The 13849-nt window shown below is 71.2% G+C and carries 15 protein-coding genes; 8 read left to right on the forward strand and 7 right to left on the reverse strand.

Annotated elements, in window-relative coordinates:
* Nucleotides 1–97 precede the first annotated feature (97 nt).
* Nucleotides 98–430, forward strand: coding sequence for a hypothetical protein (locus tag AB0I38_RS38455; RefSeq protein WP_358494533.1), 333 nt, complete (start codon nucleotides 98–100; stop codon nucleotides 428–430).
* Between the two features lie 64 nt (nucleotides 431–494).
* On the opposite strand, the gene AB0I38_RS38460 is transcribed toward AB0I38_RS38455, so the two are convergent.
* Genes AB0I38_RS38460 through AB0I38_RS38475 form a run of 4 tightly spaced genes read right to left on the reverse strand, consistent with a single transcriptional unit; the run spans nucleotide 495 to nucleotide 4066 of the window.
* The gene (locus AB0I38_RS38460) at nucleotides 495–1694 is read right to left on the reverse strand and encodes an ABC transporter permease (protein WP_358494538.1); all 1200 of its coding nucleotides are present in this window, start codon (nucleotides 1692–1694) and stop codon (nucleotides 495–497) included.
* Nucleotides 1684–2481, reverse strand: coding sequence for an ABC transporter ATP-binding protein (locus AB0I38_RS38465; protein WP_358494542.1), 798 nt, complete (start codon nucleotides 2479–2481; stop codon nucleotides 1684–1686). The genes AB0I38_RS38460 and AB0I38_RS38465 overlap by 11 nt, the downstream gene beginning before the upstream one ends.
* Entirely contained in the window at nucleotides 2478–3536 is a 1059-nt protein-coding gene (locus tag AB0I38_RS38470) for a peptidoglycan-binding domain-containing protein (protein ID WP_358494547.1), read from the reverse strand. Before AB0I38_RS38470 ends, AB0I38_RS38465 begins: the two co-directional genes overlap by 4 nt.
* Nucleotides 3533–4066 (reverse strand): hypothetical protein, encoded by a 534-nt coding sequence (locus tag AB0I38_RS38475; protein WP_358494550.1) that lies wholly within the window; start codon nucleotides 4064–4066, stop codon nucleotides 3533–3535. Before AB0I38_RS38475 ends, AB0I38_RS38470 begins: the two co-directional genes overlap by 4 nt.
* 154 nt (nucleotides 4067–4220) lie before the next feature.
* Here AB0I38_RS38475 and AB0I38_RS38480 point away from each other — a divergent pair, with 154 nt between their 5' ends.
* The 5 genes from AB0I38_RS38480 to AB0I38_RS38500 all read left to right on the forward strand — a co-directional run bounded on the left by AB0I38_RS38480 (nucleotide 4221) and on the right by AB0I38_RS38500 (nucleotide 9270).
* Nucleotides 4221–4874, forward strand: coding sequence for a response regulator transcription factor (locus tag AB0I38_RS38480; RefSeq protein ID WP_358494554.1), 654 nt, complete (start codon nucleotides 4221–4223; stop codon nucleotides 4872–4874).
* Nucleotides 4871–6052, forward strand: a complete 1182-nt coding sequence (locus AB0I38_RS38485) for a sensor histidine kinase (protein ID WP_358494559.1) — start codon at nucleotides 4871–4873, stop codon at nucleotides 6050–6052. The genes AB0I38_RS38480 and AB0I38_RS38485 overlap by 4 nt, the downstream gene beginning before the upstream one ends.
* Nucleotides 6053–6094: 42 nt before the next feature.
* Nucleotides 6095–6691, forward strand: a complete 597-nt coding sequence (locus tag AB0I38_RS38490; protein WP_358494567.1) for an NUDIX hydrolase — start codon at nucleotides 6095–6097, stop codon at nucleotides 6689–6691.
* A gap of 250 nt (nucleotides 6692–6941) precedes the next feature.
* Entirely contained in the window at nucleotides 6942–7604 is a 663-nt protein-coding gene (locus AB0I38_RS38495; protein WP_358494572.1) for a lysophospholipid acyltransferase family protein, read from the forward strand.
* Nucleotides 7605–7695: 91 nt separating this feature from the next.
* Nucleotides 7696–9270 (forward strand): penicillin-binding transpeptidase domain-containing protein, encoded by a 1575-nt coding sequence (locus AB0I38_RS38500; protein WP_358494577.1) that lies wholly within the window; start codon nucleotides 7696–7698, stop codon nucleotides 9268–9270.
* Between the two features lie 93 nt (nucleotides 9271–9363).
* On the opposite strand, the gene AB0I38_RS38505 is transcribed toward AB0I38_RS38500, so the two are convergent.
* The 3 genes from AB0I38_RS38505 to AB0I38_RS38515 all read right to left on the reverse strand — a co-directional run bounded on the left by AB0I38_RS38505 (nucleotide 9364) and on the right by AB0I38_RS38515 (nucleotide 10797).
* On the reverse strand, nucleotides 9364–9960 hold the full coding sequence (locus AB0I38_RS38505) for an alpha/beta fold hydrolase (protein ID WP_358494580.1): 597 nt from the start codon (nucleotides 9958–9960) through the stop codon (nucleotides 9364–9366).
* A gap of 183 nt (nucleotides 9961–10143) precedes the next feature.
* Nucleotides 10144–10479: a hypothetical protein gene (locus AB0I38_RS38510; protein WP_358494584.1), complete on the reverse strand. Its 336-nt coding sequence runs from the start codon at nucleotides 10477–10479 to the stop codon at nucleotides 10144–10146.
* Between the two features lie 45 nt (nucleotides 10480–10524).
* Nucleotides 10525–10797, reverse strand: coding sequence for a DUF3040 domain-containing protein (locus AB0I38_RS38515; RefSeq protein ID WP_358494587.1), 273 nt, complete (start codon nucleotides 10795–10797; stop codon nucleotides 10525–10527).
* A 133-nt stretch (nucleotides 10798–10930) separates the two neighbouring features.
* Here AB0I38_RS38515 and AB0I38_RS38520 point away from each other — a divergent pair, with 133 nt between their 5' ends.
* Entirely contained in the window at nucleotides 10931–11968 is a 1038-nt protein-coding gene (locus AB0I38_RS38520; protein WP_358494592.1) for an Rv2578c family radical SAM protein, read from the forward strand.
* 487 nt (nucleotides 11969–12455) lie between these two features.
* Nucleotides 12456–13748, forward strand: a complete 1293-nt coding sequence (locus AB0I38_RS38525) for a glycosyltransferase family 4 protein (RefSeq protein WP_358494597.1) — start codon at nucleotides 12456–12458, stop codon at nucleotides 13746–13748.
* Nucleotides 13749–13849: the final 101 nt, after the last annotated feature.

Here is a 13849-nt window from a genome sequence, read left to right on the forward strand (position 1 = left end):
TTGCGGCATTCGGTCGACATGGAAGTAGATTCGGTATGTGATGTGAATCACGTGAGGAACGGGCCGCCACCTGGTGCGTTTCGAGAGGAGACAGGTCATGACCTCCCCGCAGAACCCGCCCACAGGCGACGATCCGCGCGCCGGCGACCCCCAGTGGTCGCAGGCACCACCACCGCCGCCTCCGGCCTACAGTTCGCCCTACCCGCAGCCCCAGGCCCGATCGACGCCGATCCTGTCGATCATCGCGTTCGTCTGCGCGGCGGTGGCCCTGCTGTTCATTCCCATCCTGTTCGGCCTGGCCGGCATCGTGCTGGGCATCGTCGGTCACACCCGGGGCGAGTCCCTGGGCAAGTGGGCGGCCATCACCTCCGGCGTGACCATGATCATCGGTTTCATCCTCGGCTGGCTCGTGGTCAGCAACATGATGTGATGACCGTACGCCGCCCCGACCGGAGTGCCTGGCCGGGGCGGCCTGTGGCGGCGGGCCGTCCGGGTCAGGTGGTGGTCAGCGCCACCGTGGGTGACAGCCGGGCGGCGCGCATCGCCGGGTAGATTCCGGCGATGGTGCCGATGAGCAGCGTCGCGCCGATGGCCCCGCCGATCGCCCAAGGCGGCACCACGGGCGGCCAGTCGCGCGCCAGCGCGTAGCCGGTGGTGGCCAGCGCCCCGAAGACCGACCCGACCACGCCCCCCAGCGCCGACAGCAGCAGCGACTCCGACAGGAACTGGACGCGCACCTGCCCCCGCGTGGCGCCCAGTGACCGGCGCAGCCCGATCTCCCGGCACCGCTCCAGCACTGAGATCACCATCGTGTTGGCCACCCCGACCCCGCCGACCAGCAGCGCGACCGCGCCCAGCCCGAGCAGCAGGTTCGTGAACGCGCCCGCGGCCGCCGCCTTGGCGGCCAGCGCGTCCGACGGCCGGCTGACCGTGACCTCCTCCGGGTTCTCCGGGTTGACCGTGCGCGGCAGCACCGCCCGCACCGCCTCCACGGACTCGTCGGCCGACCGCTCGTAGAGCGTCGTGGGATGCCCGTCGAAGCCGAGGAACTCCTCCGCCGCGGGGAAGCCGACCAGCGCCGACCGCTCGATCTCCGGCGCAAGGGGCATCGGGCCGAGGATGCCGATGACGGTGAACCACCGCCCGCCCATCCACACCTGGACCCCGGTGCGGGCCAGGCCGAGCCGCCGGGCGGACTCGGCGCCAAGGACGACGGCGGGCCGGCGTTCGGTGGCGGCGTTCAGCCAGGCGCCCTTCACCACCGCGCCCTCCAGCGTCGAGAGCAGGCCGGTGGTGGTGGCCTGGACGGCGATGCCGCCGGTGACGGCCTCGGGGATGTGCCGGGTGCGCCGGACGGTGGCGTCCGTCCCGCCGGTGGCGGCGGCGGTGCGGACCGGGCCGATGCGCTCGACCATGGCCAGCGCGCTGGTGGGCAGCTTGGCCTCCTCGCCGAACATGGTCTGGCCGGGCGTGACCGTCAGCAGGTTGGTGCCGAGCCGGTCGAGCTGGCGCAGCAGCTGCTCGCGGGAGGAGGACGAGATGCCGACCACCGCGATCATGGTGGCGATGCCGATCGCGATGCCCAGTGCCGACAGCACCACCCGGGTGGGACGCGCGCGCAGCCCCGATGCGCCGACCCGCAGCACGTCGGCGACGGCGAGCCGGGCGGGCGCCGGCCCTCGCTCACGCTTCACGACCGCCCCCCTCACCGATCGTGACACCGGCCTCAGCACGGGCCTCAGCGCCCATCTCGGCGTCCGTCTCGGCGTCCGTCTCGGCGTCCGTCTCGGCGTCCGTCTCGGCGTCCGTCTCGGCGACGATCCGCCCGTCGCGGACGCGGACCTGACGCGGGCACCAGGCGGCGATCTCCGTGTCGTGGGTGATGATCGCGATCGTGGTGCCGGCCGCGTGCAGCTCGCCCAGGATGGCGAGCACCTCCGTGCCCGCGGCCGAGTCCAGGTTGCCGGTGGGCTCGTCGGCCAGCAGCAGGGGCGGGTCCCCGGCGACCGCGCGGGCGACCGCGACCCGCTGCTGCTCGCCCCCGGACAGCTGGGACGGCCTGTGGGTCAGCCGGTGGCCGAGTCCGACCCGTTCCAGCGCCGCGGCGGCGCGCTCGCGGCGGACGCGCCGGCCGGTGCCCGTGTAGAGCAGCCCGTCGGCCACGTTGTCCAGCGCGCTGAGGCCGGGAGCCAGGTGGAACTGCTGGAAGACGAAGCCCAGATGACGGGCGCGCAACGCGGACAGCTCACGGTCGGACAATCCCGCGACGTCGTACCCGGCGATCCGTACGGTGCCACTGGTGGGGCGGTCCAGAGTGCCGATCATGTGCAGCATGGTGGACTTGCCGGACCCCGACGGCCCGACGATGCCCAGCAGCTCGCCCGGCTGCACGGTCAGATCCACCCCGCGCAGCGCGTGCACCCGCCCCGGATACACCTTCGACACCCCGCGCAGCTCCACGACGGGGAAGGGACCGTTCATGAGGCGGGCACCCCGACCTTCATGCCCTCGGCCAGCCCGTCGCCCTCGATCTCGACCAGCCCGCCGCCGAACGCACCGGTCTTCACGGACACGATCCGGGTGGCGGCGCCCTCGACCACCTCGACGCCGAAGCCGCCCTCGCGCAGCGCGAGCAGCGCCTCCACAGGCACCGCCAGCACGTTCTCGTGCCGCTCGCTCTGCATCTCGACCTCCACGGGAGCCTGGTCGAGCTTGGTCTTGGGAGTCTTGCCCAGCGTGATGTCCACGTCGATGGTGGTGGTGCCGTCCCGCTCGTCGCCGGAGCTCTCGGCCACGGTGCCCACCGAGGTGATGGTCCCGGCGGCCCGCTCGCCACCGGGCAGTTCGACGGCCACCTTGGCGCCCCGGCGGGCCATGGCCTGGTCGCCGGTGCCGAGGTCGACGTGCACCAGCCGCCGGACGCCGCTGACCGTGAGGACCGGCCGTCCGGGGCCGGCCTTGCCGCCGACCTTCGCCTTGACGTCGGTCACGCGGGCCACCCCGGGCAGGAAGACCACCTGCGCGGCGTCCAGCCGGCCGGTCTCCGGCAGGCCCCGGTCGTCCTGCCAGCGCTGGACCGCCAGGTGGGTGGCGTAGCTGAAGTGGTCGTCCACCGTCAGGTACTCGCCGTGGCCGAGCGCCTTGAGGTTGCGCTCCAGCTGCTTCACGTCCGGACCGTCGGAGACGCCCTGCCGCAGCTCCCGGTAGAGCGGCAGCTTGCCGTACATGAGGACGACCGGTTTCCGGTCGACCCTGAGCAGCGGGCGCCCGCGGCGGATGAGCGCGCCCTGCGCGGGCACCCACGTGACCGTGCCGGAGGCGTCGGTGCCCACCTCGCGTTCACCGGAGTAGGTGAGCGAGCCGTCGACCGTCTTGGTGTCCACCAGGTCCTGCCGGGTGATCTGCGCCGTGGCCGGGACGGCCGGCGGGGCGGGCTCCGCCGCGCCGGTGCCGGACTCGCCGAGCAGAACCATCCCCGTCCAGGCCGCGGCGACGGCCAGCAGGCCGCCGCCCGCCAGGGTGAGGGCCTTCTTCATCGCGGGCCACCGGCCATCTTGAACTCCTTGCACGCCTCGTGGGCCGCGTTGATCTTCTCCTCCGGCGTTCCGGCCGGGATGTTGATCTTGAACTTGCCGTCGGAGCTCGGGTCCTCCATCTGGATGCCGTGCTCGCGCATGCACTGGGCGAACTTGAGCGCCCGGTCCTGCGCCTTCTGGTCAGGCTTGCCCATGCGGTCGCCGATGGCGGCGTCCATGAAGTGCTTGCACGCCTGCTGGGCCTCGTTGACCTGCTGCTCCATCCCCTCCTTCGCCTTGATCCTGATGGCGCCGTTGGGCTCGGGGTCGTCCATGGGCACGCCGTGCTCGCGCATGCACTGGGCGAACTTGAGCTGGGCCTCCCTCGGATCGGTGGGCGCCGAGGCGCCGGGCGTCGCCGTGGCGGCCGTCGTGGGCATGGCGGAGCCGCTGGCCGCGCTGGCCACCCCGTCCTGCTTCGCGGGAGCACCTCCGCACGCGGCCAGCGCCAGGATCAGGGGCAACGCGGCCAGTACCGGTCGGACGTTCATGACTGTCACTCCTTCGCGCCACGGGTCGTTCGCCCGGGGCGCGATGCACACTTCACCGGTCCTGGTGCTAAAAGCGGATAAGCCGGTGATCTCCTTATTCGCGGCTAACACCTGATCCGCCACGCTCGACAGCGGAACGGGAAAGGGGTGGCCGATGCGGGTGCTCGTCGTGGAGGACGAGGAGGAGCTGGCCGACGCCGTCGCGCGGGGCCTGCGGCTGCACGCCATGGCGGTCGACGTCGTGTACGACGGGCAGGAGGCACTGGACCTGGCCGGCTACGTCGACTACGACGTCGTCGTCCTGGACCGCGACCTGCCCGAGGTGCACGGCGACGACGTGTGCGCCGAGCTGGCCGCCGCCGCGCCGGCCAGCCGGATCCTCATGCTGACGGCGGCCGGGCGGGTGAGCGAGCGGGTCGGCGGGCTGTCGCTGGGCGCGGACGACTATCTGGTCAAGCCGTTCGTGTTCGCCGAACTGGTGGCCCGGATCCGGACGCTGGCCCGCCGTTCCCCCCGGGCGCGGCCGGCCGCGCTGGAGCGGGCCGGGATCAGGCTCGACCCCGGCCGCCGCACGGTGACCCGCGACGGGCGGCAGATCACCCTGAACCGCAAGGAGTTCGACGTGCTGCGCGAGCTGCTGCGCGCCGACGGCGGCCTGGTCGCCGCGGCGGAGCTGCGCAGGAGCGCGTGGGACGAGTACGCCGACCCCGCCAGCGGCGTGCTGCGCGTCACCCTCACCTCACTGCGCAAGAAGCTCGGCGCACCCCCGATGATCGAGAACGTGCCCGGCCGCGGGTACCGGTTGTGAGACGCGCCGCGCCGCCGTGGAAGAGGCTGGGCCTGCGGATGCGGCTCACCCTCCTGTACGGCGGCCTGTTCTTCGTGGCCGGCTCGCTGCTGCTGTGGTCGACCTACCTGCTGACCGGGCGGGCACTCAACGAGCGGTTCGCGGTCAAGTCGACGATGATCGGCCCGGCGGCCACTCCGGGAGCCGGCGGCTCGCCCCTCCAGCACGACGTCATGTTCCGGCGGCTGGAGACGGACGTAAGACAGCGGGCCGACGGCGTGCTCGACGAGATGCTGCGCTCCTCCGTGGTCATCATGATGCTGATCGGGATCGTGGCGGTGGTCCTCGGCTATCTCGTGGCCGACCGGGCGCTGCGCCCCCTCGACCGGGTGACCGAGACGGCGCGGCGGCTGTCGGAGAGCACACTGCACGAGCGGATCGCGCTGAACGGCCCGCCGGACGAGGTCAAACGGCTGGCCGACACGTTCGACGCGATGCTGGACCGGCTGCACCGGGTGTTCGACGGCCAGCGGCGGTTCATCGCCAACGCCTCCCACGAGCTGCGCACCCCGCTGGCGATCAACCGTACGGTGCTGGAGGTGTCGCTGGAGGAGCCCGAGGCCTCGCCGGACCTGAAGGCGCTGGCACGGGCGCTGCTGGGCACCAACGCCCGCTACGAACGGCTCATCGAGGGGCTGCTGCTGCTGGCCGAGTCGGAGCAGGAGCTCGCCGTGCACCGCACCGTCGACGCCGAGCAGGTCGTACGGGCCGCGCTGGAACAACTCGACCTGCATCCCCGCAGACGGCGGGTCACCCTCCGCGACGACCTGCGGCCGGCTCTCGTCGTGGGCGACCCGCTGCTGCTGGAGCGGTGCGTGTTCAACCTGCTGGAGAACGCGGTCAAGTACAACGTGCGCGACGGCGAGGTGGCGGTGAGCCTGCGTGTGGACGGCGACGCCGCGGTCCTGACCGTGGACAACACCGGCCATCCGATCCCGGCGTACGAGGTGGAGGATCTGTTCGAGCCGTTCCGGCGGCTGCAGGGCGACCGGGTGCGGTCGGCGCGCGGCTCCGGGCTCGGCCTGTCGATCGTGCGCGCGATCGTCGACGCGCACGGCGGCACGGTCACCGCCCGGGCACGCCCGGCGGGCGGCCTGAGCGTCGTCGTGCGGCTGCCGGGGGCCGGGCGCGACGGGTGACCGCGTCCCGGCCTGCGGGCGGGCGCATGAGAAGCTGGGCGGGTGCTTCCCCCGATCGACGAGCTGCGCGAGCTGATCAGCGCCAACCTGGCCGCCTTCGACCGCAGGCAGGTGCCGCCCGCCGAGGGGATCCGCCGCGCGGCCGTCACCGTGTGCGTGCTCGAGGACACCGACCACCGGCCCTACACGATCCTCATCAGGCGCGCGCCGCACGGCCGCAACCCCGGGCAGTGGGCGCTGCCCGGCGGCCGGCTCGACGACGGAGAGCAGCCGGTCGAGGCGGCGCTACGGGAGCTGGCCGAGGAGACCGCGGTCACCGGGGTCGAGGTGGCGGGGCTGCTCGACGACTTCGTCACCGACTCGGGGTTCGTCATCACGCCGGTGGTGGCCTTCGGCGGCAGGCAGCAGCCGGTGCCCGACCCGCGAGAGGTGGCCTCCGTGCACGACGTGCCGCTGGAGTGGTTCCTGGCGCCGGGGGTGCCGCGCTGGCGGGGCGAGCTGCTGCAGATGCCGCTGGGGCCGTCGATCGTCATCCACGCGCCGACCGGGGCGATTTTGTGGCAGTTCGCCGAGGTCGCGTTGCGTGGCCGTGAGCTGCGGGTCTTCGACGTGGTCCAGCCGCACTGGACCAGAACGTGACCGATTCTTTGGGGCAGGTGGAATACGCCCTGCCGGATGTCCGTTAGAGTCGAATGGCCGATGTGGTCTGTGTCCCCCGGGCCGCAAATTACCGCCTTCACGGAATACCGTTCGGCTGGAGCCGTGTTGTGCATCTCGCCGAGGAGGCGACCGCCACATCGGCCTTAACGTGTTTTTTTGCAGGCGCTCCGGTCCCAGCCGGGGCGCCTGCTTTATGGTGGGGTGGCCGACCGACGATCATCAGGAGCGCATGTTGCTGTACCAAGTGGTCAAGTTCGCCGCCACGCCGCTCGCGCATGTGATGTGCCGCCCGCACATCTCCGGCGCGACGCACGTGCCTCGGACGGGGCCGGCGATCCTGGCCGCCAACCACCTGTCGGTGCTCGACTCGTTCCTGCTTCCCGCGCTGTTGCCACGGCACGTCACGTTCGCCGCCAAGAACGAGTACTTCTCCGGCAACCCGGTCTCCAGCTGGTTCATGCGGCTCGGCGGCAGCCTGCCCACCGACCGCGACAGCGCGCACGCCGCGCAGGCGCTGCTGGACGCCGCGGCCGACCTGCTGGAGCGGGGCGAGCTGTTCGGCATCCATCCCGAGGGCACCCGCTCCCCCGACGGCCGCCTCTACCGCGGCAAGATCGGCGTGGCCTGGCTGGCGCTCAAGACCGGCGCGCCGGTGCTGCCGGTCGCGCTCTCCGGCACCGAGAAGGTGCTGCCCGTGGGCGCCAAGGTGCCGCGCCCGGCCAGCATCGGCATCCGGATCGGCGCGCCGCTGACGTTCAAGGGCGACCATGCCAACGCTCGCGACCGCCGGCGCGTCACCGACGAGATCATGTCGGCGATCCAGAAGGAGTCCGGGCAGGAGTACGTGCCCACTTACGCCGCCAGTTTCAAAGCCGCCAGCGGTATGTCCTGATTCATCCCCACTAAGCTCGGGGACCCATCCGAGGAAACGCTGCCGACGACCAGGGGGCTGACCAGTGGCGCGTGGCCGCACCATCGCAATCGTGTCCGGCGTCTCCCTGCTGGCGGCGGGCGCCGCCGGCGGGGGCGCCTACTACCTGCTGCACACCCGGGGCACTCCCGCCGAGACCGCGCAGCGGTTCGTCGCCGCCTGGCAGGCGGGTGACAAGACGGCCATGACCGCCGAGCTCGCCACCCCCCAGCCGCTGACCGCCTACGACCAGATGAGCACCGGCCTGGGCGTCGAGTCGACCACCGTCGAGCTCGGCCAGGTCAGCCCGGGCGACGACCGGGCCACCGTCCCCTACACCGCCACCGTCAAGCTGAAGAACGTCGGGGAGTGGACCTACCAGGGCCGGCTCGACCTGACCGTGGCCGACCGTGCCTGGAAGGTCGCCTGGACTCCCGCGACCCTGCACCCGTCGCTGACCTCGGGCGCGTCGTTCGCCCTGAAGACACGCTGGCCGGACCGGGCCGAGATCACCGACGCCGGCGGCGAGCGCATCGACACCGGCGCCGTCGGCGGGTCCGTCCAGCAGCTCGTCGGCTACCTCGACAAGGCGACCAAGAAGGACGTGGGCAAGCTCGGCGCCGCCTACAAGACCGGCCAGGCGGTCGGGCGCGGCGGGCTGCAGGAGACGTTCGAGAAGCGGCTGGCGGGCACCCCGACCACCGAGATCCAGGTCGGCGGCAAGAAACTCGCGACCATCGACGGCACCGACGGCGAACCCGTGCGCACCACCCTCGACGCCGCCACCCAGGCCGCCGCGGTCGCCGCCGTCAAGGACGTCGACAAGCCCACCTCCCTGGTCGCCATCAGGCCGAGCACCGGCGAGATCCTGTCCGTCGTCAACAACCAGGGCGGCTTCAACCGGGCGCTGGACGGCCGCTACCCGCCCGGGTCGACCTTCAAGGCCGTCACCGCCGTCGGGCTGCTGGCCGCCGGGCTGTCGCCCAAGGACACGGTCACCTGCCCGCAGTACGCGACCGTGGGCGGCCTGAAGATCCGCAACTCCGAGAAGGAGCACTTCGGGTCGCTGTCGTTCCTCGACTCCTTCGCCCACTCGTGCAACACCACGTTCGCCCCGCTGGCCAAGCAGCACCTCGGCGCCGCCAAGCTGCTGGAGACGGCTGAGCAGGTCGGCTTCAACCAGCCACTGAACATCGGCGTGCCCGCCACCAAGGCGAGCTTCCCCCGCGCCCAGTCCGACGCCGAGCTGGCCGCCGAGGCGTTCGGGCAGGCCCGGATCACCGCCAGCCCGCTGTCGATGGCGTCGGTCGCCGCGGCCATCGCCGACGGCACCTGGCGGCCGCCCACCCTGGTGCCCGACCTGAAGCAGAAGGCCACCCAGCAGCCGCTGCCCGACGGCGTCAAGTCCCAGTTGCACGCCATGATGGCCGCCGTCGTGACCAAGGGCACCGCCAAGTCCGCCGGCCTGCCGGCCGGCACCCGCGGCAAGACGGGCACCGCCGAGTACGGCACGGGCGAGAAGCTCGACTCGCACGCCTGGTTCATGGGCTTCAAGGGGGACGTCGCGTTCGCGGTCGTGGTGGAAGGCGGCGGCGGGGGCGGCAAGGTGGCCGCCCCCATCGCGGCCGCCTTCCTCCGCGGCCTCTGACCCTTCATCGCATGCCCGCGGTCTCCGCCCCTCCCCGCGGCCTCGGGCATCCAGGCTCGGGCACGCGGCGCCAGGGTCAGGACAGGAAGCGCCTCACCTCGTCGGCCGCCACAGCGGGCCGGCCGCCCATGGCGGCGTTACAGGTGACCTGATGGTCCGCGCCGGGCAGCTCGACCCGGCGAGCGGAGGGCAGGACGGGCTCCAGGGCGGCCAGCGCGCCCTTGAGGTGGGCGGGACTCCGTGAGCCGCCCAGCAGCAGCACCTCGGCGCGCACCGCCCGATACGCGTCCAGTGCCCCGGCCGTCTCGGCCACCAGCAGCGCGTCCTGGTGCAGCGTGGGCGCCAGCGCCCGGAACGTCGGCTCCTCCCCCTCCGGGCGATGATGGCGCCCGAGCTGATCCCGATCACGTCACGGGCGCCGGTCGCGGTGAGCAGGGCGTCGAGGTCCTCGACCTCCTTGCGGACGCCGTAGTCGTCACCGCCGGGGGCACTGCTGCCCCGGCCGCGCCGGTCGGGCACGTAGCAGGTGTGCTCCTTGGACAGTTCCCGGGCGAACTCGATGTTGCTGTACCCGGACTGCATGGCGCCGTGCAGCAGCACGAGACCCGGCCCCTCGCCCAGACGGCGGTAGGCGATGGTGGTGCCGTCTTCGGACGTCACGGTCGCGGTGGTGGTCCGCAGATCTGTCATGGTCGTTCTCCTGTGGGCGGATCGGCCCGCGGCGGAGAACCCCGGCTATCCTTGCGAGTGCCATCTCGTGGCCGGAGCCCGTTCCCGCGGGTGTCGGTTCGAGGTCGAGGCCCCTGGCGACGGTGTTCCCGCACCTGCGCCGGGGGCCTTTTCAGTGGGTTTCCCTTGTCAGGGACTTCGCTTTCAGAGGGTGTCGGTGCCCCTCTCGGCGATGGCCGCCACGTCCGGGGGGACGTGGCCCGTCTCGTGGAAGTCGCGCCACTGCTCCAGTCCGGGGAAGGCACCGGTGACCAGCTCGTCGAACAGCGACCTGGTCCAGGCGGTCTCGGCCTCCCCGGCGGCCAGGGCGTACTCCGACTCGACGAGGAACAGGCGCGGAACCTCGGCGCGCTCGCGCTCCAGTGCCTCACGCTGACCGGCGAGCCGGCGCTCCAGGCTTTCGAGCCGTTCGCGGAGCAGGGCTATCACCTCGTCCGGCGGCAGGCCGGCCATCACCGACAGCCCCAAATAACCGGCCACAAGGCGGATGGAAAATCAGCCGCGAGGACGAAGAGCGGCAGGCCGTCAGAGGGTGGCGGCCAGGGTGGCCGCCTCGTGCTGGAGAACCATGATCAGGAGCGTGGCGACCAAGGTCGCGATGAGCAGCCAGCTGATCAGGATGATGATCGTGGAGCGGCGCGGCCCTCGCCTGCCGCCGCCGTCGGCGCCGTCCTTCGCCTCGCTGCGGCGCACTCGCTCGTTGAACGACTCCAGCCGGGCGACGAGCCGGGGGTCGTCATCGACCAGATGCCGCTCGATCTGCGCGAGCATCCGCTCCTCATCCTGCGACCAGGCCATAGGCGCACCTCCGGAACGCAAGCTCTGTCAGGGTTTCCTGCCCAACCCTGAAGATCATTAGCCCCGGCCTGGGCAGGTAATTGCCGTCACTTTGCGTTTGCGATCACTGTCGAATCTTTGTTCTAATCATGGGATGCGCTGGGACAACCTGCGCCTGACCGCCACGGACGGTCAGGACGATCCGGCCGTGCCGCTGTTCGCCGGTGGCGCGGTCACCCGTACCTTCGACACCCCCGAGTTCAGGGGCAGCACCTTCTACGAGATCCGGGCTCGCTCGATCATCAACCGGGTTCCGGCGGCCAGCCGGGTCCCGTTCACCCACACGATCAATCCCTACCGGGGCTGCGGGCACCGGTGCGTCTACTGTTTTGCCCGCAAAACGCATGAATACCTCGACCTCGACGCCGGAGCCGACTTCGACTCCAAGATCGTCGTCAAGGTCAACGCGGCCGAGCTGGCCCGCAAGGAGCTGACCGCGCCGAGCTGGCACGGCGGGCACGTGGCGATGGGCACCAACGTCGACTGCTACCAGCGCGCCGAGGGCCGCTACCAGCTGATGCGCGGCATCCTGGCCGCGCTGCGCGACGCCGCCAACCCGTTCTCCGTCCTCACCAAGGGCACGCTCATCCTGCGCGACCTCGACCTGCTCACCGAGGCGGCCGACGTCACCGAGGTCGGCGCCAACGTGTCGGCCGGTTTCCTCGACCCCGACGTCTGGCGCGCGGTCGAGCCCGGCACTCCCGCCCCGCACCGGCGGCTGGAGGTGTGCGCCACGCTCAACGACCACGGCATCGGCTGCGGCGTGCTGATGGCGCCGATCCTGCCCTACCTCACCGACTCCCCCGCCCAGTTGGAGCGCACGGTCAGGGAGATCGCCGCGTCCGGCGCCACCCATATCGCGCCGATCGTGCTGCACCTGCGTCCGGGGGCGCGCGAGTGGTGGCTGACGTGGCTCTCACGCGAGCACCCGCGACTGGTGCCGCGCTATCTCGAGCTGTACGGCAGAGGCGCCTACGCCCCCAAGGCCTATCAGCAGCGCGTCACCGGCCAGGTCAAGGAGCTGGCCGCGCGCCACGGGGTCGGCCGGGCGACCCCGGCCCGGGCCCGCCGGCCGCCGTCCCGGCCCACCGGTCAGCCACGGCCTCAGCCGCAACAGCTGACCCTGCTGTGACATTCCGGAGTGGTTATTGATGCTATGTCGGGTTTCAGTGCCAAACGGGTATTAAGCGACTTAGTGTGCCAATCGGCACCAGAATCCACAGGGGGAAACCATGGCAGAGATCAAGAAGAAACCGTCCGCCAAGTCCGGCAAGGCCAAGAAGCAGGCGATGAAGGCGGATCGCCAGGCCAAAGAGATCAAGAAGGAAACCAGGAAGCCCGACGAGGCGTGACCCGGTGACATGACCGGACGGCCGGGCCGGCGTCCCGGCCGTCTGGTTCACCCTGTTCGTCCCACGCTCTCCTCGCCCTGGGACCCCGCATCTGTCGCGCATGCAACCTTAAGACCCTTTGTGGCGTCTAATGATCATAGGTGGGGATAGTGCCACGGGGACTGATGGCGCACTCCACCGCAGCCAATACGAAGCGCCGGTGGCGAGCACGTCTCGCCACCGGCCACGTGTGTTGTGACGCTCTCACGAGAAGGAGGGACCCCACAGGTGCGCGCACTGGCACGCAAGGGCAAGTCAGCGATGGTCCGGCTGTACAGGGGATACAACCGGCGCAAGAAGCGCGACGCGCCGCCTGCGTCGACCGACCGGGTCCGCATCCTCCTCCTGCACGCCAACGGCATGGGCGGCACGATCAGGACCGTGTTCAACGTCGCCGGCTACCTGGCGCGCGAACACGACGTCGAGATCGTCAGCGTTTTGAAGGAGGCCGAGGAGCCGTTCTTCCCCGTCGATCCGCGGGTCAAGTTCCGCTATCTGGACGACCGGGTCAGTCCGGGTCTCGACCCGATGCGCGCGATGCTGTCCAAGCTGCCCAGCAAGCTGATCCCCCCGGATGAGTCGGCGTACCACCGCTTCTCCCTGTGGACCGACCTCAAGCTGGCCCGCTACATTCGCTCGCTCGACACCGGCGTGCTCATGGCCACCCGGCCCGGGCTCAACCTCGCCATGGCCCAGTTAGCCCTGCCCGGCGTCATCACCATCGGCCAGGAGCACGTCGCCCTGCGCACCCAGCCCGACTCCATGCAGGCGCTCATCAAGTGGCGCTACCGCCGCCTCGACGCGCTCGTCACCCTCACCAAGGCCGACCTGCGCGACTACCGCGCCACCCTGACCAAGAAGCCCAGGAAGCTGACCCGCATCCCCAACGCCGTGCCGCCCCTGACCGGTGACGTGGCCAAGCTCGACGCCAAGGTCGTCATCGCCGTCGGCCGGCTGACCCGGCTCAAGGGCTTCCACCGGCTCATCACCGCCTGGGAAGAGGTCGCCCGGAGCCATCCCGACTGGAAACTGCGCATCTTCGGCGCCGGGCCCCAGGAGGACAACCTGCGCGCCCAGATCACCGAAGCCGGCCTCGACGGCAAGGTCGAGATGCCGGGAGCCACCTCCGACATCGGCGCCGAGTTGGAGAAGGCCTCCGTCTTCGTGCTCAGCTCCCGCCACGAGGGCTTCCCCATGACCATCCTCGAAGCCATGGCCAAGGGGCTCGCGATCGTCAGCTTCAACAGCCCTCACGGCCCCAAGGAAATGATCACCCACGAGGCCGATGGGCTGCTGGTCAAGCCGCGCACCAACGCCAACCTCGCGGCCGCCATCCTGCGGGTCATCGAGGACGAGCCGCTGCGACGCAGACTCGCCGCCGGCGGCTTGGAGACCGCACGCGGCTACGACGCCGACGTCATCGGCGCCCAGTGGGAGGAACTGCTGCGCGAGCTGCTCGCCCGCCGTGACGGCACCTGGGTCAAACCCCCGGCCCCCTCAGCTCCACAGGCTCAGCTCTGACCTTCTCACCTCGGTCGACCTCTCCATCGTGAACCTCCCCCTCGTCAACCTCTTCTTATGAACGAGGGGGATCCCATGTGAGGTTTTCGAGCCCTTGAGGC

The organism is Nonomuraea cavernae, from assembly GCF_040655715.1.
Lineage (GTDB): Bacteria > Actinomycetota > Actinomycetes > Streptosporangiales > Streptosporangiaceae > Nonomuraea > Nonomuraea cavernae_A.

Excerpts from the sequence above, each read along its gene's own strand:
- AB0I38_RS38455 (WP_358494533.1), top strand. The coding sequence starts at position 98 with ATGACCTCCCCGCAGAACCCGCCCACAGGCGACGATCCGCGCGCCGGC.
- AB0I38_RS38465 (WP_358494542.1), bottom strand. The coding sequence starts at position 2,481 with ATGAACGGTCCCTTCCCCGTCGTGGAGCTGCGCGGGGTGTCGAAGGTG.
- AB0I38_RS38470 (WP_358494547.1), bottom strand. The coding sequence starts at position 3,536 with ATGAAGAAGGCCCTCACCCTGGCGGGCGGCGGCCTGCTGGCCGTCGCC.
- AB0I38_RS38475 (WP_358494550.1), bottom strand. The coding sequence starts at position 4,066 with ATGAACGTCCGACCGGTACTGGCCGCGTTGCCCCTGATCCTGGCGCTG.
- AB0I38_RS38480 (WP_358494554.1), top strand. The coding sequence starts at position 4,221 with ATGCGGGTGCTCGTCGTGGAGGACGAGGAGGAGCTGGCCGACGCCGTC.
- AB0I38_RS38495 (WP_358494572.1), top strand. The coding sequence starts at position 6,942 with ATGTTGCTGTACCAAGTGGTCAAGTTCGCCGCCACGCCGCTCGCGCAT.
- AB0I38_RS38505 (WP_358494580.1), bottom strand. The coding sequence starts at position 9,960 with ATGACAGATCTGCGGACCACCACCGCGACCGTGACGTCCGAAGACGGC.
- AB0I38_RS38515 (WP_358494587.1), bottom strand. The coding sequence starts at position 10,797 with ATGGCCTGGTCGCAGGATGAGGAGCGGATGCTCGCGCAGATCGAGCGG.
- AB0I38_RS38520 (WP_358494592.1), top strand. The coding sequence starts at position 10,931 with ATGCGCTGGGACAACCTGCGCCTGACCGCCACGGACGGTCAGGACGAT.